The organism is Streptomyces nigra, from assembly GCF_003074055.1.
Lineage (GTDB): Bacteria > Actinomycetota > Actinomycetes > Streptomycetales > Streptomycetaceae > Streptomyces > Streptomyces nigra.
The window spans coordinates 5,201,648-5,224,567 of record NZ_CP029043.1 but is presented as its reverse complement, the minus strand read 5'-3'; the positions used below and the strand labels follow the sequence as shown (position 1 = coordinate 5,224,567).

17 protein-coding genes are annotated in these 22,920 nt (G+C 71.4%); 11 read left to right on the top strand and 6 right to left on the bottom strand.

From position 1 onward, the window contains the following. The first annotated feature begins 17 nt into the window (after positions 1-17). The gene (locus DC008_RS24385) at positions 18-1,466 is read left to right on the top strand and encodes a maltokinase N-terminal cap-like domain-containing protein (protein WP_108708779.1); all 1,449 of its coding nucleotides are present in this window, start codon (positions 18-20) and stop codon (positions 1,464-1,466) included. After that, a complete protein-coding gene (glgB, locus tag DC008_RS24380) occupies positions 1,463-4,327 on the top strand; it encodes a 1,4-alpha-glucan branching enzyme (protein ID WP_108708778.1) in 2,865 nt (954 codons plus the stop codon). Before DC008_RS24385 ends, glgB begins: the two co-directional genes overlap by 4 nt. Before the next feature lie 190 nt (positions 4,328-4,517). Here glgB and DC008_RS24375 read toward each other — a convergent pair whose 3' ends face one another. The 4 genes from DC008_RS24375 to DC008_RS24360 form a co-directional block, all read right to left on the bottom strand. Continuing rightward, entirely contained in the window at positions 4,518-6,734 is a 2,217-nt protein-coding gene (locus DC008_RS24375; RefSeq protein ID WP_235075056.1) for a HelD family protein, read from the bottom strand. A 171-nt stretch (positions 6,735-6,905) separates the two neighbouring features. Continuing rightward, a complete protein-coding gene (locus DC008_RS24370; protein WP_108710838.1) occupies positions 6,906-7,220 on the bottom strand; it encodes a thioredoxin family protein in 315 nt (104 codons plus the stop codon). A 14-nt stretch (positions 7,221-7,234) separates the two neighbouring features. Beyond that, positions 7,235-7,621 carry a MerR family transcriptional regulator gene (locus DC008_RS24365; protein WP_108708776.1) on the bottom strand — a complete coding sequence of 129 codons (387 nt, stop codon included), beginning with the start codon at positions 7,619-7,621 and terminating at the stop codon, positions 7,235-7,237. A gap of 115 nt (positions 7,622-7,736) precedes the next feature. After that, complete coding sequence (locus tag DC008_RS24360; RefSeq protein ID WP_108708775.1) at positions 7,737-9,146, bottom strand: cation:dicarboxylate symporter family transporter; 1,410 nt, start codon at positions 9,144-9,146, stop codon at positions 7,737-7,739. 221 nt (positions 9,147-9,367) lie between these two features. Here DC008_RS24360 and DC008_RS24355 point away from each other — a divergent pair, with 221 nt between their 5' ends. The 6 genes from DC008_RS24355 to DC008_RS24330 all read left to right on the top strand — a co-directional run bounded on the left by DC008_RS24355 (position 9,368) and on the right by DC008_RS24330 (position 16,147). Then, positions 9,368-11,053: a sensor histidine kinase gene (locus DC008_RS24355; RefSeq protein WP_108708774.1), complete on the top strand. Its 1,686-nt coding sequence runs from the start codon at positions 9,368-9,370 to the stop codon at positions 11,051-11,053. After that, complete coding sequence (locus DC008_RS24350; RefSeq protein WP_108708773.1) at positions 11,050-11,757, top strand: response regulator; 708 nt, start codon at positions 11,050-11,052, stop codon at positions 11,755-11,757. The genes DC008_RS24355 and DC008_RS24350 overlap by 4 nt, the downstream gene beginning before the upstream one ends. A 124-nt stretch (positions 11,758-11,881) precedes the next feature. Further along, complete coding sequence (locus DC008_RS24345) at positions 11,882-13,255, top strand: extracellular solute-binding protein (RefSeq protein ID WP_108708772.1); 1,374 nt, start codon at positions 11,882-11,884, stop codon at positions 13,253-13,255. A 10-nt stretch (positions 13,256-13,265) separates the two neighbouring features. Continuing rightward, positions 13,266-14,201: a carbohydrate ABC transporter permease gene (locus DC008_RS24340; RefSeq protein WP_374207465.1), complete on the top strand. Its 936-nt coding sequence runs from the start codon at positions 13,266-13,268 to the stop codon at positions 14,199-14,201. A 3-nt stretch (positions 14,202-14,204) separates the two neighbouring features. Next, positions 14,205-15,044, top strand: a complete 840-nt coding sequence (locus tag DC008_RS24335; RefSeq protein ID WP_108708771.1) for a carbohydrate ABC transporter permease — start codon at positions 14,205-14,207, stop codon at positions 15,042-15,044. 365 nt (positions 15,045-15,409) lie between these two features. Then, positions 15,410-16,147, top strand: a complete 738-nt coding sequence (locus DC008_RS24330) for a helix-turn-helix domain-containing protein (protein WP_108710836.1) — start codon at positions 15,410-15,412, stop codon at positions 16,145-16,147. 16 nt (positions 16,148-16,163) lie between these two features. Here the strand turns inward: DC008_RS24330 and DC008_RS24325 are convergent, their stop codons facing one another. Then, positions 16,164-17,189 carry an ATP-dependent 6-phosphofructokinase gene (locus DC008_RS24325; RefSeq protein ID WP_108708770.1) on the bottom strand — a complete coding sequence of 342 codons (1,026 nt, stop codon included), beginning with the start codon at positions 17,187-17,189 and terminating at the stop codon, positions 16,164-16,166. Between the two features lie 299 nt (positions 17,190-17,488). On the opposite strand from DC008_RS24325, the gene pta reads away from it, so the two are divergent. From pta to pyk, 3 genes are all read left to right on the top strand, one after another. Next, on the top strand, positions 17,489-19,591 hold the full coding sequence (gene pta, locus DC008_RS24320; RefSeq protein ID WP_108708769.1) for a phosphate acetyltransferase: 2,103 nt from the start codon (positions 17,489-17,491) through the stop codon (positions 19,589-19,591). Further along, positions 19,588-20,802, top strand: coding sequence for an acetate kinase (locus DC008_RS24315; RefSeq protein WP_108708768.1), 1,215 nt, complete (start codon positions 19,588-19,590; stop codon positions 20,800-20,802). The genes pta and DC008_RS24315 overlap by 4 nt, the downstream gene beginning before the upstream one ends. Positions 20,803-20,915: 113 nt before the next feature. Then, on the top strand, positions 20,916-22,346 hold the full coding sequence (gene pyk, locus DC008_RS24310) for a pyruvate kinase (protein WP_108708767.1): 1,431 nt from the start codon (positions 20,916-20,918) through the stop codon (positions 22,344-22,346). An 88-nt stretch (positions 22,347-22,434) separates the two neighbouring features. Here the strand turns inward: pyk and DC008_RS24305 are convergent, their stop codons facing one another. After that, positions 22,435-22,824 carry a hypothetical protein gene (locus DC008_RS24305; protein ID WP_123954030.1) on the bottom strand — a complete coding sequence of 130 codons (390 nt, stop codon included), beginning with the start codon at positions 22,822-22,824 and terminating at the stop codon, positions 22,435-22,437. Positions 22,825-22,920 lie beyond the last annotated feature (96 nt).

The window sequence follows — 22,920 nt, the reverse complement described above, 5'->3', positions numbered from 1 at the left end:
GGAAAGGACGCGACGTCATGTCGGAAGCCGTCACCCGCAGCTCCCTCTCCACCCCGCCCGGCCTCCTCGCGTCACTGGAGCCCCTGCTCAGGGACTGGCTGCCGCGACAGCGCTGGTTCGCCGGCAAGGGGCGTCCGGTCACGGGCTTCTCGATGGTCGCGGCGACCGCCCTGCTGCCGCCCGGCGGCACCCGGGGCCTGTACCACCTGCTGGTGCGCGCCCATCAGCCGCTCACACCCGCGCGGGGCGCACCCGAACAGCCCGCCGACTGCTACCAGTTGCTCGTGGGAGAGCGCGAGGCCCTGCCGCCCCGCCTGGCACCCGCGCTGATCGGGCATGTCACCGAGGGCCCGCTCGCGGGACGCACCGTGTACGACGCGCTGTACGACCCCCGCCCCTGCGAACTGCTCCTGGAGGCCCTGCGCACCGGGGCCCGTATCGGCGCCCTGCGCTTCGAACGGGACACCGGCGGCGAGATCCGGTCGGGCCTGGTGCCCCGCCTGATCACCTCGGAGCAGTCCAACTCCTCTGTCGTATACGGCGATACGTTCATCCTGAAGCTGCTGCGCCGGGTCGTGCCCGGCGTCAACCCCGACCTGGAGCTGCCTCTGGCGCTGGCCCGCGAGGGCTGCGACCGGGTGCCCGCGCCGACGGCGTGGATGCGGGCGGAGCTGTCGGGTGAGCCGTATGTGCTGGGCGTGCTCCAGCCGTTCGTGCAGGGCGCGGCGGACGGCTGGGACCTGGCGCTGCGCGGGCTCGCCAAGGGCGAGGACTTCGCGGCGGCGGCGCGGGCGCTGGGGCGCGCGACCGCCGAGGTGCACACGGCGCTGGCCCGCGCCCTGCCGACCGTCACGCTCGGGCACACGCAGGTGCGGCAACAGGTCGAGGGCATGCTCGAACGGCTCGACGCGGCCGCCCAGGCGGTGCCCGCGTTACGGCCGTACGCGCCCGCCCTGCGCTCGGCCTTCGACGCGCTGGCCGAACTCGCCGCCGAGGGCTCCACCTGGACGGCCCAGCGCGTCCACGGCGATCTGCACCTCGGGCAGTGCCTGCGCTCGCCCTCCGGGCAGTGGTGGCTGATCGACTTCGAGGGCGAGCCGTCGAAGCCGCTCGCGGAACGGCGGATGCCGCAACCGCCGGTGCGGGACGTGGCCGGCATGCTGCGCAGCTTCGACTACGCCGCCCACTCCGCCGAGCATCCGGCCCCCGGCTGGGCCGAGGCCTGCCGGGCCGCCTACTGCACCGGCTACGCCGAGGCCGGCGGCGCGGACCCGCGGACCGATCCGGTGCTGCTGCGGGCGTACGAGACGGACAAGGCGATCTACGAGGTCGTGTACGAGGCCCGGCACCGGCCGGACTGGCTGCCGGTGCCGATGACGGCGATACGCCGGCTCGCCACCGACGCCCCGCCCGCACCCCCCTCCACCCCCGTGTTCCCCCCTTCGCCGAGGAGGCCCCGCCCGTGACCCCCCGCACCACTCCCCCCAGCGAGCCGGCCCCGCAGACGCCGGTCGAGTCCACGACGGCCGAGACGAAGACGCCGGCGAAGAAGGCGGCGGCCAAGAAGGCGCCGTCGAAGAAGGCCGCGCAGGCCGGGACGGCCAGGTCCGCGCAGGCCGTGGAGAAGGCCGTGGCGTCCATGCGGAAGGGGGCCGCGAAGAAGGGGACGGCGAAGAAGGCCCCGGCCGCGGCGGCTGCGAAGAAGGCCGTCGAGAAGACGGTGGTCGCGAAGAAGGCGGCTGCGAAGAAGGCGGCACCGACCGAGAAGACGGCTGCCAAGAAGGCCGCGACGACGAAGAAGGCCGTGGCGAAGAAGACGACCGCCAAGAAGGCCGCGACCACGACCGCCACCGCCAAGAAGGCGGTGGCGAAGAAGGCCGCCGTCAAGCAGTCCCCCGCGAGGAAGACCGTCGCCAAGCAGGCCACCGCGCGGACGCCCGCCAAGGCCGCCGCCGCGAAGGGTTCCACGGGCGAGGGCTCCGTGCCGCCGTCCGCGGGCGCGGGCACGGGCGCGAAGAAGGCCGGGGCCCGGCGCATCCCCGCCCAGCAGGCCGCTCAGAAGAAGATCCCCGCCCAGCAGGCGAACGAGGGCAAGGGCGGCGGCGAGCAGCAGCCTGCGGCGCCCGTGACGGTCGCGGACTCCGCCGCCCTGGACGCCGCCGACCGCGACCGGCTGCTGTCCGGCACCCACCACGAGCCGCACTCCGTGCTCGGCGCGCACCCGGTCCCCGGCGGGGTCGCCTTCCGCGCCTTCCGGCCGTTCGCCCTGTCGGTGACGGTCGTCGCCGGTGCCGTACGGGGGGAGCTGCACGACGACGGCGACGGGTTCTTCACCGGGCTGCTCCCGCTGCGGGACGTACCGCAGGACTACCGGCTTCTCGTGGCGTACGAGGGGACGGTGCAGGAGACCGAGGACGCGTACCGCTTCCTCCCGGCGCTGGGCGACCTGGACCTGCATCTGATCGGTGAGGGCCGGCACGAGGAGCTGTGGCGGGCCCTCGGCGCCCAGCCGATGACGCACCAGGGCGTGACCGGCACCCGCTTCACCGTGTGGGCGCCGAACGCGCGCGGCGTCTCGCTCGCCGGCACCTTCAACTACTGGGACGGCACCGGCTACCCGCTGCGCTCGCTCGGCGGCACGGGCGTGTGGGAGCTGTTCGTGCCCGGCATCGGGGAGGGCGAGCTCTACAAGTTCGAGATCACCCGGCCCGACGGTTCGAAGACGCTGCGCGCGGACCCGATGGCCCGGCGCACGGAGGCCCCGCCGAACACGTCGTCCATCGTGTACGCCTCGCAGTACGAGTGGGGCGACGCGGCCTGGCTGGAGCGGCGCGGGACTCCGGCCCCGCACGAGGCGCCGTTCTCGGTGTACGAGGTACATCTGGCGTCATGGCGCCCGGGGCTGACGTACCGCCGGCTCGCCGAGCAGCTGCCCGCCTACGTCAAGGACCTGGGCTTCACCCATGTGGAGCTGATGCCGGTCGCCGAGCATCCCTTCGGGGGCTCGTGGGGCTACCAGGTCACCGGGTTCTACGCGCCGACGGCCCGGCTCGGCACCCCCGACGACTTCAAGTACCTCGTGGACCGGCTGCACCAGGCCGGGATCGGGGTGCTGATGGACTGGGTGCCGGCGCACTTCCCGCGCGACGACTGGGCTCTGGCCGAGTTCGACGGACGTCCGCTGTACGAGCACGAGGACCCGCTGCGCTCCGCGCACCCCGACTGGGGCACGCTGGAGTTCGACTTCGGACGGCGCGAGGTGCGCAACTTCCTGGTCGCCAACGCGGTGTACTGGTGCGAGGAGTTCCACATCGACGGGCTGCGGGTGGACGCCGTCGCCTCGATGCTCTACCTGGACTATTCACGTGAGCCGGGCCAGTGGGTGCCGAACGAGCACGGGGGCCGGGAGAACCTGGACGCGGTGGCGTTCCTGCAGGAGATGAACGCGACCGTCTACCGGCGCAACCCGGGGATCGTGACGATCGCGGAGGAGTCGACGGCGTGGGACGGGGTGACCCGGCCGACGCATGTGACCGGTCCCGGCGGCTTCGGCGGGCTGGGGTTCGGGCTGAAGTGGAACATGGGCTGGATGCACGACTCGCTGCAGTACATGACGAAGGAGCCGGTGCACCGCAGGTACCACCACGACGAGATGACGTTCTCGATGGTGTACGCGTACAGCGAGAACTACGTCCTGCCGATCTCGCACGACGAGGTGGTGCACGGCAAGCGGTCGCTGGTGTCGAAGATGCCGGGTGACTGGTGGCAGCAGCGGGCCAATCTGCGGGCCTACCTGGGCTTCATGTGGGCGCACCCGGGGAAGCAACTCCTCTTCATGGGCCAGGAGTTCGCGCAGGGCGCCGAGTGGTCGGAGGCGCACGGGCCGGACTGGTGGCTGCTGGATCCGGCGTACGGGGCGGAGGCGGACCATCGGGGGGTGCGGGATCTGGTGCGGGACCTGAACACGGTGTACCGGCATACGCCGGCGCTGTGGCAGCGCGACACCGATCCGTCCGGGTTCCGGTGGGTGGTCGGGGACGCCGCCGATGACAACGTGTTCGCGTTTCTGCGGTACGACGCGGAGGGGGTGCCGTTGCTGGCGGTGTCGAACATGTCGCCGGTCGTGCGGGAGGAGTATCGGCTGGGGGTGCCGGAGGAGGTGCCGGCGTGGCATGAGGTGGTGAACACGGATGCGGCGCGGTACGGGGGCGGTGACGTGGTCAATCCCGACCCGGTGAAGCCCGAGCCGCAGACCTGGCACGCCCACCCGGCCAGCATCCGCCTGACGCTGCCGCCCCTGGCCACGGTCTGGCTCCGCCCGGCCTAGGTCTCCTCGCCCCCGCCGCCCCTTCCCGTCCCCGGGGGCTGCCGCCCCCGGGCCCCCGCTTCGGCCCTGGACGGGCCTCGTCCTCGAACGCCGGAGGGGCTGAATTCAGCCCCTCCGGCGTTTGAGGAGCGGGGTCTGGGGTGGAGCCCCAGAAGGATGGGACGGGTAGGGGCGGCGGGGGCGAAGGAGGTCAGTTCTCGGCCAGGGCCTTGGGGAGGCGGCCCGTGTGGAGGACACCCAGGCGTTGCGTCGCACGCGTCAGGGCCACGTACAAGTCGCTCGTGCCGTACAGCCCCGGCTCGACCACCAGCACCGAGTCGAACTCCAGGCCCTTGGCCTGACGGGGGTCGAGGAGCACGACCGTACGCGTGAGATCGGGCTGCTCCCCCGCCGTCACCCCGTCCAGCCGGGCGGCCAGCCGCCGGTGCAGATGCCGCGGCGCGATGACCGCGAGCCGCCCCTCCGCAGGGGTCAGCTCCTTCACCGCCGAGGCCACGGCCTCAGGCAGATCGTCGGTGGCCCGCACCCAGGGCCGCTCTCCCGTCGACCGTACGGAACTCGGCGGTTCGAAGTCCGGGTCCTCCGCCCGGACGACGGCCGCCGCCAGCTCCATGATCTCGGCGGGCGTGCGGTAGTTGACGCCGAGCCGGGTGTGCTCCCAGCGGTCCTCGACATACGGCTGGAGGATCTTCTCCCAGGAGCCGACGCCGGCCGCCTCGGCGGTCTGCGCCGGGTCGCCGACGAGGGTCATCGACCGGGTGGGGACGCGCCGCATGAGCAGGCGCCAGGCCATCGGCGACAGCTCCTGCGCCTCGTCGACGATGATGTGCCCGAACGCCCAGGTCCGGTCGGCCGCCGCGCGCTCGGCGGCGCTGCGGTGGTCGTCCTCCTCCTGCCGCTCGGCGAACCGCTCGGCGTCGATGATGTCGTGGGCGGAGAGGACCTCGCTGTCCTCCTCGTCCTTGTCGTCGAACTCGTAGGTCCGGGACGCGTACGACACGTCCAGCACGCCCTGCGCGTAGGCGATCTGCGTCTCGCGCTCACGCTCGGCGCGGACCCGGGCGAGCCGGTCGTCCTCGCCGAGCAGTTCGGCGGCCTCGTCGAGCAGCGGTACGTCCGCAACCGTCCACGCCCGGGTGACGGGCCGCCGGATCGCGGCGGCGTCCTCGTCGGGGAGGTAGCCGACGGGGTCGGCGAGGAAGTCGGCGACCAGGCGCTGCGGGGTGAGCCGGGGCCACAGCTGGTCGATGGCCGCCCACACCTCGGGGTTCTCGGCGATCTCGTCGCGGATCTGGGTGATGTCGCTGGGGTCGAGGAGGCTGGTGCCGTCGAAGGGGTCGGTGCCGACCCGCTCGGCGTACAGCTCGGTGAGGGTGTTGAGGATGTGCCCCTCGAAGTGCTCCCGGGCCGCGTTGTGCGGCAGCCGGGCGGCGCGGGTCTTCTCGCGGGCGACCTTGACCAGTCCGTCGTCGAGCATGAGGACCTCGCGGTCGTGCTCGATGGCGATGACCGGGTCGGGCAGCGCCTGCCAGTCCCGGACGACCTCGGCGAGGACGTCGGCCATGTCGGCGCGGCCCTTCACGGCGGCCGCCTCGCGGGTGTCGGTCGCGGTGGCCTTCACGCCGGGGAAGAGTTCGCCGACCGTGGCCAGCAGGACGCCGGTCTCGCCGAGGGAGGGCAGCACCTCGCCGATGTAGCCGAGGAAGGCGGGGTTGGGGCCGACGATGAGGACGGCCCGCTTGGCGAGCAGCTCGCGGTGCTCGTAGAGGAGGTAGGCGGCGCGGTGCAGGGCGACGGCGGTCTTGCCGGTGCCGGGGCCGCCCTCGACGACGAGGACGCCGCGGTGCGGTGCCCGGATGATCTCGTCCTGCTCGGCCTGGATGGTCTGCACGATGTCGTGCATCCGGCCGGTGCGGGCGGCGTCGAGCGCCGCGAGGAGCACGGCGTCGCCGCTGGGGTCCTCGTGGCCGGTGCGCTCCCGGTCGCCGAGGTCCAGGATCTCGTCGTGCAGGGCGGTGACCGTCCGCCCCTCGGTGGTGATGTGCCGCCGGCGGCGCAGCCCCATCGGGGTGTGGCCGGTGGCCAGGTAGAAGGGGCGGGCGACGTCGGCCCGCCAGTCGATGAGGATCGGGGTGCGTTCGGTGTCGTCGGCGCGCAGACCGATCCGGCCGATGTGGTGGGCGCCGCCCGAGGAGAGGTCGATCCGGCCGAAGCACAGGGAGCCGTCGACCGCGTTCAGCGCGGCGAGCAGCCCCGAGCGTTCGGCGACGAGGATGTCCCGCTCCAGACGGGCCTGCATGGGCTTGTCGCCCTGGGCGAGCGCGTCCGTGACTCCGGCCTCGGTGTCGCCGCGCAGGGCGTCGACGCGTGCGTACAGGCCGTCGATGAATTCCTGCTCGCGTCGCAATTCACCGTCTTGGAATTCGGTGTTTGACAATTCCGCTCCCGCCCGGATATACTGTGCTCACTGAACTTCTCCGCGCCTTCCCTATTCGAAGTCGCGAACCATTGAATATACGCAAAGAAATCCCCCGGGCGCAATTGCCCGGGGGATTTCTCGTTGCGTGTGGCGCGGTGCTCAGAGCACGTCTGCCAGCTCCTCCAGCAGCCGACGCTTGGCCCGCGCCCCGACCATCGCCTTCACCGGCTCGCCGTCACGGAAGACGAGGAAGGTCGGCATGGACAGCACCTTGTAGGCGTTGGCCGTCAGCGGATTGGTGTCCACGTCGAGCTGGACGACCTTCAGCCGCTCCCCCTCCTCCGCGGCCAGCGCGCCCAGCACCGGCCCCATCTGCCGGCACGGCGGGCACCAGTCGGCGGTGAACTCCACCAGCACCGGCAGTTCCGCCCCGATCACCTCCGCCGCGAAGTCCGCGTCCGTCACCTCGGTCACGCCCGCCGCCTTGATCACAGCTCCCGCCCTCCCAGTTCGCACAACGGTGGTTCGCTCCCGGCCAGCGCCAGCCGCAGCCCGATCTGCTCGCGGACGGCCCGCAGCTCGCCGATCAGCGCGTCGAGCTCGTCCAGCTTGCGCCGGTACACCGCGAGCGAGGCCGGACAGGTGTCGCCCTCCGCATGGCCGGCCCGCAGGCACTCCACGAACGGCCGGGTCTCCTCCAGGTCGAACCCGACGTCCTGCAGCGTCCTGATCTGCCGCAGCAACCGCAGGTCGCCCTCGTCGTACACCCGGTGCCCGTTGGGGCCGCGCCGCGCGGGCAGCAGCCCGCGTGACTCGTAGTAGCGCAGGGTGCGCGTCGTGGTCCCGGCCCGTGCGGCCAGCTCGCCGATTCGCATGCGGTCGAACGTAGTCCTTGACGCCGACGTCAGGGCAAGGGCCGCACACGGCCGGACGCCCGGCCCCGGTTCAGGCGGGGCCGGGCGTCCGGTGCGAAGGGGCCGGTCAGGGCGGTCACGCCTTCGCGAGCTCCTTCTCGCCGTCCTGGCCGGGGGCCTCGGCCGGGGCGGGCTCGGTGTCGTGGCCGTGGTCGTGGTCGTGGTCGTCGAGCAGAGTCTTCTCGTCGACGGGGATACGGCCCGCGAGCACCTCGTCGACGCGCTCCCGGTCGATCTCCTTCGTCCAGGTGCCGATGAGCACGGTGGCGACGGCGTTGCCCGCGAAGTTCGTCAGGGCGCGGGCCTCGCTCATGAAGCGGTCGATGCCGACGATCAGGCCGATGCCGTCCACCAGGGCCGGCTTGTGCGACTGCAGACCTCCGGCCAGGGTCGCGAGCCCGGCGCCGGTGACGCCGGCGGCGCCCTTGGAGGCGACCAGCAGGAAGAGCAGCAGCGGGATCTGCTCGCCGATCGACATCGGGGTGCCCATGGCGTCGGCGATGAACAGGGACGCCATGGTCATGTAGATCATGGTGCCGTCGAGGTTGAAGGAGTAGCCGGTCGGGACGGTGATGCCGACGACGGGCTTGCTGACGCCGAGGTGCTCCATCTTCGCGATGAGGCGCGGCAGGGCCGACTCGGAGGACGACGTCGACAGGATCAGCAGGAACTCACGGCCCAGGTACTTGAACAGCGTGAAGACGTTGAGGCCGGCGACGATCCGCAGCAGCGCGCCCAGCACCAGGAAGACGAACAGGAAGCAGGTGACGTAGAAGCCCAGCATCAGCACGGCGAGGCTCTTGAGCGCGTCCACGCCGGCCGAGCCGGTGACGGCGGCGATGGCGCCGAAGGCACCGATCGGCGCGGCCCACATCACCATGGCGAGGATGCGGAAGACGAGCCGCTGGATGTGCTGCACCCCGCGCAGGATCGGCTCGCCGGCGGAGCCCATGGCCTGCAGCGCGAAACCGGCGAGCAGGGCGATCAGGAGGGTCTGCAGGACCGACTCGGAGGTGAAGGCGGAGACGATCGTGGTCGGGATGATGCCGAGCAGGAACTCGGTGGTGTCCTTGGCCTCCGCGTCCACCTGCGCCTGGCCGACGTCCTTGACGGCGTCGGTGACGGCGAGGCCGGAACCGGGCTCCAGGATGTTGCCGACGACGAGGCCGATGGCGAGGGCGACCAGCGACATCGCCAGGAAGTAGACCAGCGCGATACCGCCGACGGCGCCGACCTTGGCGGCCTTCCGCACGGAGCCGATGCCCAGCACGATCGTGCAGAAGATGATCGGCGAGATCATCATCTTGATCAGTGCGACGAAGCCCGTGCCGATGGGCTTCAGCTCCACGGCGAAGTCGGGCGCGACCAGGCCCACGGTGATACCGAGGGCCACCGCGATGATCACCGCGATGTAGAGGTAGTGCGTGCGGTCCCGCTTGGCGACGGGTGCGGCAGGTGCCGTATCGGGGGAACTGGCGGCGGCCACGGCTGCCCTCCTTGACGTCTTCGTCGGTTGTCACCGGCGTGCGGCTCACGTCCGGGGTGGGGGTTCGCTGGGGACCAGGGCGTGTTTCCAAGAACACGCCCCAGCGCGCCCCTGGGGACGGGGGTCGTATGCAGCGATGCGGTGACTATCTCCCGGCGTGTGAGGGCGGTCACCCTTCCGTTCATTTAGTTCACCGGGAACCGTGCGGGCAGACTGGCGGCATGCGTATCCCCGTCCCGAGACCCCGCAGCCTGGCCGGGCAGCTGTTCGCCATGCAGGCCGTGCTGATCGCGGTGCTGTTCTCCGGGTACGCCGTGTTCACCTACCTCAGCGACCGCGATCAGGCCGAGGACGCGGCGGGCCGGCAGGCCGCGGCGGTGGCTCAGGCGATCGCCGACGCCCCGTCGACCCGCGAGGCCATCCGCACCGACGACCCGACGGCCGACCTCCAGCCGTACGCGCTGCGGGTCCAGCGGGACGCCGAGGTCGACTTCGTCACGATCATGGATCCGCGCGGGATCCGCTGGACCCACCCGGACGACCGGCAGATAGGGCGGCCCTTCCGCGGGCACACCGAGCGCGCGCTGCACGGGGAGCCGTTCACGGAGACCTACACCGGCACCCTGGGCCCCTCGGTGCGGGCGGTGGTGCCGATCTACGACGGCGGCACCGGCCGGAACGACATCGTGGGCCTGGTCAGCGCGGGCATCCGGGTGGAGGAGATCAGCAAGCGGGTGCAGGAGCAGTTGACCGCGCTGATCGGCGGCGCGGCGGGCGCGCTGACGCTGGGCGCGGTCGGCACGTATGTGATCAACGCGCGGCTGCGCCGGCACACCCACGGGATGAACGCGGCCGAGCTGAGCCGGATGCACGACTACCACCAGGCCGCCCTGCACGCGGTGCGCGAGGGTCTGCTGATGCTGGACGGGCAGTTCCGGGTGGCGCTCATCAACGACGGGGGCCGGGAGCTGCTGGGCGTCGGCGACGTGGTGGGCCGGTCCGTGGCGGAGCTGGGGCTGCCGGCGCCGCTGACGGGGGCGCTGCTCGCCTCCGAGCCCCGGGTGGACGAGGTGCATCTGACCGCGGAGCGGGTGCTGGTGGTGAACACCTCACCGGTCTCGGGCGGTGAGCGGCGGGGCACGGTGGTGACGCTGCGCGACGTGACCGAGCTGCAGTCGGTGATGGGCGAGCTGGACTCGGAACGGGGCTTCACGCAGGCGCTGCGCTCACAGGCGCACGAGGCGGCGAACCGGCTGCACACGGTGGTGTCGCTGATCGAGCTGGGGCGGGCCGAGGAGGCGGTGGAGTTCGCCACCGCCGAGCTGGAGCTGGCGCAGGCGCTCACCGACCAGGTCGTCGCGGCGGTCAGCGAGCCGGTGCTGGCGGCGCTGCTGCTCGGCAAGACCGCACAGGCCAACGAGCGGGGCGTGGAACTCGTCGTCTCCGAGGACAGCCGGCTCGACGACGGGCTGCTGAGCGAGGCGCTGCCCGCCCGGGACCTGGTGACGGTCCTGGGCAATCTGATCGACAACGCCGTGGACGCGGCACAGGGAAGCGTGGGGGCACGGGTGACGGTGACGGCGTACGCGCGGGACGGCGAGCTGGTGCTGCGGGTGACGGACACCGGCACCGGGGTGGACCCCGCGCACGCCGAGGCGGTGTTCCGGCGCGGGTTCTCCACGAAGCCGGCCGGGCCGGGCGGCCGGGGCCTGGGGCTGGCGCTGGTCCGGCAGGTCGTGACCCGGCACCGGGGGGAGCTGGCGGTGACCCGGGCCGAGGGCGGCGGGGCGGTGTTCGAGGTGCGTTTGCGCCTGGCGGACGGCGGCTCCGGTGACCCGGGTGCGGGTACCGTGCCCGCGCAGGGCGGGTCCGCCGAGGACGCCGTGGCCGTGAGAGGTGACGTATGACAGGGGGCGGCGCCGCGCAGCCGATCCGGGTGCTGGTGGTCGAGGACGACCCGGTCGCCGCGGACGCGCATGTGATGTACGTCGGCCGGGTGCCGGGCTTCGTCGCGGTCGGTACGGCGCACACGGGCGCGGAGGCGCGCCGGGCGCTGGAGCGGACGCCGGTGGATCTGCTGCTGCTGGATCTGCATCTGCCGGATGTGCACGGGCTGCAGCTGGCCCGGTCGCTGCGGGCCGCCGGGCATCACGCGGACGTGATCGCGGTGACGTCGGCCCGGGATCTCGCGGTGGTGCGCGAGGGGGTGTCGCTGGGCGTCGTGCAGTACGTGCTGAAACCGTTCACCTTCGCCACGCTGCGGGACCGGCTGGTGCGGTACGCGGAGTTCCACGCGGCCGTCGGCGAGGCGAGCGGCCAGGACGAGGTGGACCGGGCGCTCGCGGCGCTGCGGGCGCCGGGTCCGGCGGCGCTTCCGAAGGGCCTGAGCGGTCCGACGCTGGAGCGGGTGACCGGTGCGGTGCGGGACACGGACGGCGGGCTGACGGCGGCCGGGGTCGCCGAGGCCGTGGGGATCTCCCGGATCACGGCCCGCCGCTATCTGGAGCATCTGGTCGATGCCGGGCGGGCCGAACGCAGGCCGGTGTACGGGCAGGTGGGGCGACCGGAACTGGTGTACCGGTGGGTACCGGGGCCGGGGACGGGCCGATAGACGCCGGCCGTCACGACCTCCTCAAGCGCTTTCCCCCGCACATCCATTGACCTGACTAGACCACTCCTCTTAGGTTCACCGGGCAGCCGTCCAGCGCCACAACGTCGTGCGCCCGCAGGAGGTCATGCCCGTGCGCCCCACCGCCGCCCTGCCCCCGCTCCTCGCCGTCGCCCTCGCCGCCGCCACGCTCACCGCGTGCGGTGGCGGTTCCGGCAGCGACCCGGACACGCTGAAGGTCTCCTTCAAGCAGTCCACGGACAACTCCGTGAAGGTGATGGACACCTATCTCGCGGACATCAAGAAGCAGTTCGAGAAGGCGAACCCCGGCAAGAAGGTGGAGTTCGTCCCCATCAAGGCCCCGGACTCGGAGTACTACACCAAGCTGCAGCAGATGCTCCGCTCCCCCAAGACCGCTCCCGACCTGGTCTACGAGGACACCTTCCTCATCAACTCGGACATCACCAGCGGGTACTTGAAGCCGCTCGACCCGTACCTCGCGAAATGGCCGGACTGGGACCAGTTCATCGACACGGCCAAGGCCGCGGCCAAGGGCGAGGACGGCAAGACGTACGGCGTCCCGGACGGCACCGACACCCGGGGGCTGTGGTTCGACAAGGGGATCTTCGCCAAGGCGGGCCTTCCCGCCGACTGGCAGCCGAAGACCTGGGACGACGTCCTCGACGCGGCCCGCACGATCAAGAAGAAGGTCCCCGGCGTCACCCCCCTCAACGTCTACACCGGCAAGCCCGCCGGCGAGGCCGCCACCATGCAGGGCTTCGAGATGCTGCTGTACGGCACGAACGACGGCTCCTCGGACCCGCTGTACGACAAGGGGTCCAAGAAGTGGATCGCCGGAAGCCAGGGCTTCAAGGACGCCCTGGCGTTCGTGGAGACGGTCTACAAGGAGAAGCTGGGACCGGACGTCTCGGACGCCCTGGACCCCAACTTCGGTACCCGGGTGCGCGGTGAGCTGCTGCCCGAGGGCAAGCTCGGCATCGATCTCGACGGGTCCTGGCTGCCGCAGGACTGGCTGGAGGGCAGCGGCCACGAGTGGCCGGAGTGGTCGCGGAAGCTGGGGCTGGCCGCCATGCCCACCCAGCACGGGCAGGCGCCCGGCAAGGTGAGCATGTCCGGCGGCTGGACCTGGGCGATCCCCGCCAAGGCCGGAAACCCGGACCTCGCCTTCGAGTTCGTGAAGACCATGCAGACCAAGGCGAACGCGAAGAAGTGGTACATCGCCAACTCCGGTATCGCGGTCCGCGAGGACGTCGCCGCCGACCCCGCGTACGTCGACGCGCAGCCCGGCATCAAGTTCTTCACCGATCTGGTGGCCTCCACGCACTACCGGCCCGCCTACCCGGCGTACCCCAAGGTCTCCACCGCGATCCAGGAGGCGATGGAGGGCGTCACCACGGGTGACGCGTCGGTGGAGGAGGCGGCGAAGGCGTACGACGAGGAGCTGGAATCGGCGACCGACGGCCAGGTGATCGAGAAGTGAGCCGCCGCCCGTGAGCACCGCCACCGACCCCGGCCTCGAGAAGAGGCCGGGTCCCGCCGCCGCGCCGCCCCGCCGGGCCGCCCGGCCCCGTCGCGTCCCGCTGCTGCGCGTCCTGCCGCTGACCCCGGCCGTCGTCCTGCTGCTGCTGTTCCTGGCCGGCCCGATCGCGTACTGCGCCTACATCGCGTTCACCGACCTCCAACTGACCGGGCAGGCCGAGGACTCTTTCGTCGGGTTCGAGAACTTCACCACCGCCTTCGGCGACGACGCGTTCCTGAACGCCGTGTGGCTCACCCTCGTCTTCACGGTGATCTCGGCGCTGGTCGGCCAGAACACGCTGGGGCTGGCCCTGGCGGCGCTGATGCAGCGTGCCTCGAAGCCGGTGCGCACCCTGGTCGGCGGCATCGTCATCACGGCGTGGGTGCTGCCGGAGGTCGTCGCCGGCTTTCTGCTGTACGCCTTCTTCCGCCGCGAGGGCACCCTGAACGCCGTACTGGACTGGCTCCATCTGCCCACCCAGAACTGGCTGTTCACCCTGCCGATCCTGGCGGTGTCCTTCGCGAACGTCTGGCGGGGCACGGCCTTCTCGATGCTGGTGTACTCCGCGGCCCTCAACGAGATCCCGAAGGAGATCACCGAGGCCGCGGAGGTCGACGGGGCCGGTGGCTGGCGCCGGCTGTGGCACATCACGCTGCCGATGATCCGGCGCTCCATCGGCACCAATCTGATGCTGATCACCCTGCAGACGCTGTCCGTGTTCGGGCTGATCTGGGTGATGACCCGGGGCGGTCCGGGCGGCCGCAGCCAGACGCTGCCGCTGTTCATGTACGAGGAGGCGTTCCAGAAGAGCATGATCGGCTACGGCACCGCGGTCGCCCTGCTGCTGCTCGTGGTGGGCTCGCTGTTCTCGGTGGTCTATCTGCGTCTGCTGCGAACGGAGGTCTGAGCCATGGCGCGTACGCTCACGTCCCGCCGGGCCTCGCACCGGCTGGCCGCCGACGCCGGACTGCTGGTGGTGGCCGCCGCGTTCGTGCTGCCGCTGGCCTGGGTGGTGCTGTCCGCCCTGGACCCGCACGCGGATCTGCGGGTGAAGCTGCCCGACGGTCTGACCCTGGACAACTTCGACGCGGTCATGACCCCGGAGATCACCTTCACCCCGCTGCTGAACAGCCTGCTGCTGTGCGCCGGCGGGACCCTGCTGACGGTGGCCTGCGCGGCGCTGGCCGCCTATCCGCTGTCGCGGTTCCGGTCCCGGTTCAACCGGCCGTTCCTGCTGACGGTCCTGTTCGCGACGAGTCTGCCGATCACCGCGATCATGGTGCCGGTGTACGCGCTGTTCGTGCAGGTGAACCTGATCGACACGATGGAGGGCACGATCTTCTTCTTCGCCGCGTCCCAACTGCCGTTCGCCATCTGGCTGATGAAGAACTTCATGGACGGGGTGCCGAAGGAGCTGGAGGAGGCGGCCTGGACGGACGGTGCGTCGTCGCTCCAGTCGCTGGTGCGGATCGTGCTGCCTCTGATGGGGCCGGGTGTGGCGGTCGTGACCGTGTTCTCGTTCGTGATGATGTGGGGGAACTTCTTCGTCCCGTTCATGCTGCTGCTGACCCCGGACCAGATGCCGGCGGCGGTGAGCATCAACGAGTTCTTCGGCAACCGGGGCACCGTGGTCTACGGGCAGCTGGCCGCGTTCTCGATCCTGTACTCGACGCCGGTGATCCTGTTGTACGTGCTGGTGGCGCGGCGGCTGGGCGGCGGGTTCGCGCTGGGCGGGGCGGTCAAGGGGTGATGGGCGGGGGCGGCCGTCGGATTCGAGCCGCCTCCCGGGGCGCGTCGGGCCGTGGCCGGCGGCGCACGAGCCGTACGTGTCTTCGAGTCCCGTCCGTTCGGTCGGCCGCCGCGGGTCGGTCCGACGGGAGGCCCGGCTCCGGACATGACTCCGCACACGAGACCGAATATGCCGCCTGAGCTTGCCGTTCCCCGGGCGGGGGCCCCCGAGGGGCCGCGCCGGGTGCCTCGAGGCGGTGTCCCACCGGGTGCGACACCGTCTCTCTCCAGAGACCGAACCCGCCGGTAGCCGTATCTTCGTACGATCCGTGATCCTGGCTGAACAGACCGTAGTCACCGCATCGGGGCCGTCCTACGGTGTGGGCCGTGCGCCGACCGCCAGCTCAGCCGAACCAGCCGCCCCACCGTTCCAGCCATCGCAATCCGCCCACCCCGCCGTTCAACGCCCCCACCGCCCGCCGTCTGAGAGCCGGCCTCAGCATGGGGCCCGAGCACGTCGCCTACGGCATGCGGGTCTCCTACGGCCTTCCCCATGTCACCGGGGACCTCGTCCTCGCATGGGAGCGCGAACTCCTCGCGCCGGACAACGCCGAACTCACCGCCCTCGCGGGCGTCCTGTGGTGCTCGCCGGGCGAACTGCTCGGGAAACCCCGGACGTTGCGCGAGCACCGTGTCGCCCGGGGCCTCGCGCCCGAGGACGTGGCCCGTGCCGTCGGGCACGATCTGCACGCCTACCTGCGGATGGAGGAGCACGACGCCTGGCGGGGCACCGACCGCCAGTCCGCCGCGCTCGCCGACGTGCTCGGGCTGTCGCTGCCCGACTTCATCACCGTGACCGGCCGTGACGGACGCCTGGCCGACCTGCTGCGCAGCGCGGTGACGACGCGCTGGCAGGCGTACGTCCGCCCGGTGGGCGCGATGGCGCCGCTGGACCGGCGGCTGATCCAGGAGGCCCTGCGGGAGCTGCACCAGGAGTACCAGGGGCAGATGACCGCCACCCTCAGCTGGGGTGCGGGCTCCGGCGACTCCAGCGCGGCGGGCCGGGCGTTCCTGGACGGGATCGTCGAGCGCTTCTGGACGGCGGTGCAGGGCGGCACCCCCTGACACCGGCCGACACCCCCTAGAAGACGGACTCCGCCTCGTCCATGCGGTCCTTGGGGACCGTCTTCAGCTCGGTGACGGCCTCGGCGAGCGGGACCATCACGATGTCCGTGCCGCGCAGGGCCGTCATCCTGCCGAACTCGCCGCGGTGGGCGGCCTCCACGGCGTGCCAGCCGAACCGGGTCGCGAGGACGCGGTCGTACGCGGTGGGCACGCCGCCGCGCTGGACATGGCCGAGGATGACCGGCTTGGCCTCCTTGCCGAGGCGCCGCTCCAGCTCGAAGGCGAGGGCGGTGCCGATGCCCTGGAAGCGCTCGTGGCCGAACTGGTCGATCTCGCCCTTGCCGTAGTCCATGCTGCCGTCGGCGGGGTGGGCGCCCTCCGCGACGCAGATCACGGCGAACTTCTTGCCGCGGGCGAAGCGCTCCTCGACCATCTTGACGAGGTCGGCGGGGTCGAACGGGCGCTCCGGGAGGCAGATGCCGTGCGCACCGGCGGCCATGCCGGACTCCAGGGCGATCCAGCCCGCGTGCCGGCCCATGACCTCGACGACCATGACGCGCTGGTGCGACTCGGCCGTCGTCTTGAGGCGGTCCATGGCCTCGGTGGCGACGCCGACGGCGGTGTCGAAGCCGAAGGTGCGGTCCGTGGAGGAGATGTCGTTGTCGATCGTCTTGGGGACGCCGACGACCGGCAGGCCCGCGTCGGAGAGCATCCGGGCGGCCGTCAGGGTGCCCTCGCCGCCGATCGGGATGAGCGCGTCGATACCGAAGTCACGGGCGATGTCGGGGGCGTTCTCACAGGCCTCGCGCAGCCGGGCGCGCTCGAGGCGGGAGGAGCCGAGTATGGTGCCGCCACGGGCCAGGATGCCGCTGACCGCCTCCAGGTCGAGGGTGCGGTAGTGGCCGTCGAGCAGGCCCGCGAAGCCGTCCTCGAAGCCGATCACCTCGTCGCCGTACTGGGTGACGGCGCGGTGCACGACCGACCGGATCACGGCGTTCAGGCCGGGGCAGTCGCCGCCTGCGGTGAGAACTCCGATGCGCATCGTGCTGTGTCTCCTGCTCGCTGTCGTGATACCGGTGAGCCGATCCGATTGTTTCACGGCTCCGAGGGCCCTGTCGCTTGTGTCCGGCCCGCCCCGGTTCGCCCAGTTTGGGGCCGTGCCCGTGCCGCCTCCGTCCTGCGCCTACCCCCTGCCGGGCCCCTCATCCTGGCGGGCGCCCTAACGAGGGCCAAGGGTAGTGTCAAGAGGGTTTCACTCCTCTCACCGGGTGATGTCGCGACCCGTTGTGGGACCCGAGGACGCGACGGACGAGACGGCGACAGAGGAAACGGAGATCACGCGTGACGCGCAGCGTGTACGTGACCGGCATCGACCGCGGCGACGGCCGCCAGGTCGTCGAGCTGGGGGTGATGGAGCTCCTGACCCGCCAGGTCGATCGGGTCGGGGTGTTCCGGCCGCTGGTCCACCACTCCCCCGACCGCCTGTTCGAGCTGCTGCGCGCCCGGTACCGCCTCTCCCAGGACCCGGCGACGGTCTACGGGATGGACTACCACGAGGCGTCCGCCCTGCAGGCCGAGCGTGGCACCGACGAACTGGTGTCCACGCTCGTCGACCGCTTCCACGCGGTCGCCCGGGACTACGACGTCGTCCTGGTGCTCGGCACCGACTTCGCCGACACCCAGCTCCCGGACGAGTTGTCCCTCAACGCCCGGCTCGCCAACGAGTTCGGCGCCTCCGTCCTCCCGGTCGTCGGCGGACGCGGACAGAACACCGAGTCGGTGCTCGCCGAGACCCGCAACGCCTACCGGGCGTACGAGAACCTGGGCTGCGACGTGCTGGCCATGGTGACCAACCGGGTGGCCCGCGAGGACCGGGACGAGATCGCCGGGCGGCTGGCCTCCCGGCTGCCCGTTCCCTGCTACGTCGTCCCCGACGAGCCGGCCCTGTCCGCACCGACGGTCGCGCAGATCGTCCAGGCGCTGGACGCGAAGGTGCTGCTCGGCGACGACTCGGGGCTCGCGCGCGACGCCCTGGACTTCGTGTTCGGCGGCGCGATGCTGCCGAACTTCCTGAGCGCGCTGACGCCGGGCTGCCTGGTGGTCACCCCGGGCGACCGGGCCGACCTGGTCGTCGGCTCGCTGGCGGCGCACAGCGCCGGCACCCCTCCGATCGCCGGTGTGCTGCTCACCCTCGACGAGCGGCCCGGCGACGAGATCCTCACCCTGGCCGCACGCCTCGCGCCGGGCACGCCGGTGCTGTCCGTGCCGGGGTACAGCTTCTCGACCGCCGAGCGACTGTCGTCGCTGGAGGGCAAGTTGAGCGCGGCCACCCCGCGCAAGGCGGAGACCGCACTCGGCCTGTTCGAGCGGTACGTCGACACCGGGGACCTGCTGAGGCGGGTCTCGGCGCCGAGCTCCGACCGGGTCACGCCGATGATGTTCGAGCACAAGCTGCTGGAGCAGGCGCGCGCGGACCGCCGGCGCATCGTGCTGCCCGAGGGCACCGAACCGCGCGTCCTGCAGGCCGCCGAGGTGCTGCTGCGGCGGAACGTCTGCGACCTCACCCTGCTCGGACCGGCCGACCGGATCCGCAAGACGGCCGCCGACCTCGGCATCGACCTGGGCGACACGCAGCTGATCGACCCGGCGACCAGCGAGCTGCGCGACTCCTTCGCCGAGAAGTACGCCGGGCTGCGCGCCCACAAGGGGGTCACCGTCGAGCTGGCGTACGACGTGGTCAGCGACGTCAACTACTTCGGTACGCTGATGGTCCAGGAGGGGCTCGCCGACGGCATGGTGTCGGGGTCGGTGCACTCGACCGCGGCGACCATCCGGCCCGCGTTCGAGATCATCAAGACCAAGCCGGACGCCGACATCGTCTCCTCGGTGTTCTTCATGTGCCTCGCCGACAAGGTGCTCGTCTACGGCGACTGCGCGGTGAACCCGGACCCGGACGCCGAGCAGCTCGCGGACATCGCCGTGCAGTCGGCGGCCACGGCCGCGCGGTTCGGGGTGGAGCCGCGGATCGCGATGCTGTCGTACTCGACGGGCACCTCCGGCTCGGGCGCCGACGTCGACAAGGTGCGCGAGGCGACCGGGCTGGTCCGCTCGCGCCGCCCCGACCTGCGCATCGAGGGTCCCATCCAGTACGACGCCGCCGTGGAGCCGACCGTGGCCGCGACCAAGCTGCCGGAGTCCGACGTGGCCGGCCAGGCGTCCGTGCTGATCTTCCCGGACCTCAACACCGGCAACAACACCTACAAGGCCGTGCAGCGCTCGGCCGGCGCGATCGCCGTCGGCCCGGTCCTGCAGGGTCTGCGCAAGCCGGTCAACGACCTGTCGCGGGGCGCCCTCGTCTCGGACATCGTCAACACCGTCGCCATCACGGCGATCCAGTCCCAGTCCCCCGTCCCGTCCTCCGAGCGGAAGGCCGCCGCCCCGTGACCGCCACCCGCGTCCTCGTCCTCAACTCCGGCTCGTCGTCGCTGAAGTACCAGCTGCTCGACATGCACGACCGTACGCGGCTCGCCACGGGGCTCGTCGAGCGCATCGGCGAGCGGACCTCACGGCTGAAGCACACCCCGCTGACCGGCGGCGGCGAGAGCCGCGAGCGCGGCGGCGCGATCGCCGACCACGACGCCGCCCTGAAGGCCGTCGCGGCGGAGCTCGCGCAGGACGGTCTCGGGCTGGACTCGCCGGAGCTGGCCGCGATCGGGCACCGGGTCGTGCACGGCGGCAAGCGGTTCACCGAGCCGACCGTCATCGACGAGGCGGTGCTCGCCGAGATCGAGCGGCTCATCCCGGTGGCGCCGCTGCACAACCCGGCCAATCTCACCGGCATCCGCACGGCGCGCTCGCTGCGCCCGGACCTGCCGCAGGTCGCCGTCTTCGACACGGCCTTCCACACCACGATGCCGGAGTCGGCCGCCCGCTACGCCATCGACGTCGAGACCGCCGACCGGCACCGCATCCGGCGCTACGGCTTCCACGGCACCTCGCACGCGTTCGTCTCGCGGGCCACGGCCGAACTGCTCGGCAAGGCACCCGAAGAGGTGAATGTCATCGTGCTGCACCTCGGCAACGGCGCCTCGGCATCGGCGGTGCGGGGCGGGAGGTGCGTGGAGACCTCCATGGGGCTGACGCCTTTGGAGGGACTCGTGATGGGTACGCGATCGGGTGACACCGATCCCGCCGTCATCTTCCATTTGACGCGCGTCGCCGAAATGTCCATCGAGGAAATCGACGCCCTGCTCAACAAGAAGAGCGGATTGATCGGGCTCTGCGGTGACAACGACATGCGGGAGATCAGGCGCCGCGTCGACGAGGGCGACGAGCGCGCACAATTGGCGTTCGACATCTACATTCACCGGTTGAAGAAGTACATAGGCGCCTATTACGCGGTGCTCGGCCGGGTGGACGCCGTCGTGTTCACGGCCGGGGTCGGGGAAAACGCGGCCCCGGTCCGCGAGGCGGCCGTGGCGGGCCTGGAGCAGCTGGGTCTCGCCGTGGACCCGCAGCTGAACGCGGCGCGCGGCGGCGGGGCGCGGGTCATCTCACCGGCGGGCGCGCGGGTCGCGGTGGCGGTGGTGCCGACGGACGAGGAACTGGAGATCGCGACGCAGACCTACGCTCTGGTCGGCGGGGGCGGCGACTGAGCGACGGCAACGGAGGTAAACGGCCCGGTAACACGGCTGAGCAAAGCACAGCTCATTTGTACTTTCCACCAGACGGAATATTCCGCGGCGAAACAAACCGATAGGATCGTCCCATGCGCCGTTCGAAAATCGTTTGTACTCTCGGCCCCGCGGTCGACTCCCATGAACAGCTCGTGTCGCTGATCCAGGCCGGCATGAACGTTGCCCGCTTCAACTTCAGCCACGGCACCCACGAGGACCACCAGGGGCGGTACGAGCGCCTGCGGGCCGCCGCCGAGGAGACCGGCCGCGCCATCGGCGTGCTGGCCGACCTCCAGGGGCCGAAGATCCGTCTGGAGACCTTCGCCGAGGGCCCGGTCGAGCTGGAGCGCGGCGACGAGTTCGTCATCACCACCGAGGACGTCCCGGGCGACAAGTCCATCTGCGGGACGACCTACAAGGGCCTGCCCGGAGACGTCTCCAAGGGCGACCAGATCCTGATCAACGACGGCAACGTCGAGCTGAAGGTCACCGAGGTCGAGGGCCCGCGGGTGCGGACCATCGTCATCGAGGGCGGTGTGGTCTCCGACCACAAGGGCATCAACCTGCCGGGTGCGGCGGTGAACGTGCCGGCGCTGTCCGAGAAGGACGTCGAGGACCTGCGCTTCGCGCTGCGCATGGGCTGCGACCTGGTCGCCCTGTCCTTCGTGCGGGACGCCGACGACGTCCAGGACGTGCACAAGGTCATGGACGAGGTCGGCCGCCGCGTCCCGGTCATCGCCAAGGTGGAGAAGCCGCAGGCGGTCGCCAACATGGAGGACGTCGTGATGGCGTTCGACGGCGTGATGGTCGCGCGTGGCGACCTGGCCGTCGAGTACCCGCTCGAGAAGGTCCCGATGGTGCAGAAGCGCCTCATCGAGCTGTGCCGGCGCAACGCGAAGCCGGTGATCGTGGCGACCCAGATGATGGAGTCGATGATCACCAACTCCCGTCCGACCCGCGCCGAGGCCTCCGACGTCGCCAACGCGATCCTGGACGGCGCGGACGCGGTCATGCTGTCGGCGGAGTCCTCGGTCGGCGCCTACCCGATCGAGACGGTCCGGACGATGTCGAAGATCGTCACGGCCGCCGAGCAGGAGCTGCTCTCCAAGGGCCTCCAGCCGCTGGTGCCGGGCAAGAAGCCCCGCACCCAGGGCGGTTCGGTCGCCCGCGCGGCCTGCGAGATCGCCGACTTCCTCGGCGGCAAGGGCCTGGTCGCCTTCACCCAGTCCGGCGACACCGCCCGCCGCCTGAGCCGCTACCGGGCGGCGCAGCAGATCATCGCGTTCACGACGGACGAGTCCACGCGCAACCAGATGACCCTCAGCTGGGGCGTCGAGCCGCACGTGGTGCCGTTCGTGAACAGCACCGACGAGATGGTCGACCTGGTCGACCAGGAGATCGTCAAGCTGGGCCTGTTCCACGAGGGCGACATCGTGGTCATCACGGCGGGCTCGCCGCCCGGGGTCCCGGGCACGACGAACATGGTCCGGGTCCACCACCTGGGCGGCCAGGGCCGCGACTGACGGCCCCTGTAGGGCTCTTGTACGACATCGAGGGCGCCCCCTGTTGAAGGGGGCGCCCTCTGTGTGTGTCAGTGCCTCACGGCGGGATTCACGCCTGACCGGCCGCCTGGACGAGCGCGGACGCCAGGGCGTCGAAGTTCTCCCGGTAGAAGCCCGTACGGATGTGGAAGGGCTCCTGCGCGAAGAGGCCGCCACGCTCGACGAACCTGATGGGCGCGGCGGTCAGCGCACTGTGCACCATGTGGAGTTCCCCGCCGGTGAGGCGGACGTCGCAGGACTCCGTGCGCCGCCCGGCCAGCCGTCCCACGAGCCCGTCGACGGCCTCCCGCCCCGCGCCGACCAACAGGGTCAGCTGCGTGTCACCGTAGTCCAGCCCGGCGAGAAAGCTCAGGGCCTCGTACATCGCCGACACCTGACGGGGCGTGAGCCGAACGACGAAGGCGTCGCCGTCGCGGGTCACTTTCAGCTGGGTTCTCAACTGTTCCTCTCTCCTGGGCGGCGATGCGGCCAGCGCGTGCGAAGGGCGCCCCCTCCCCTGTCGGCCGGGGGCGCCCTCCGGTGCCGGGCCTCTTTG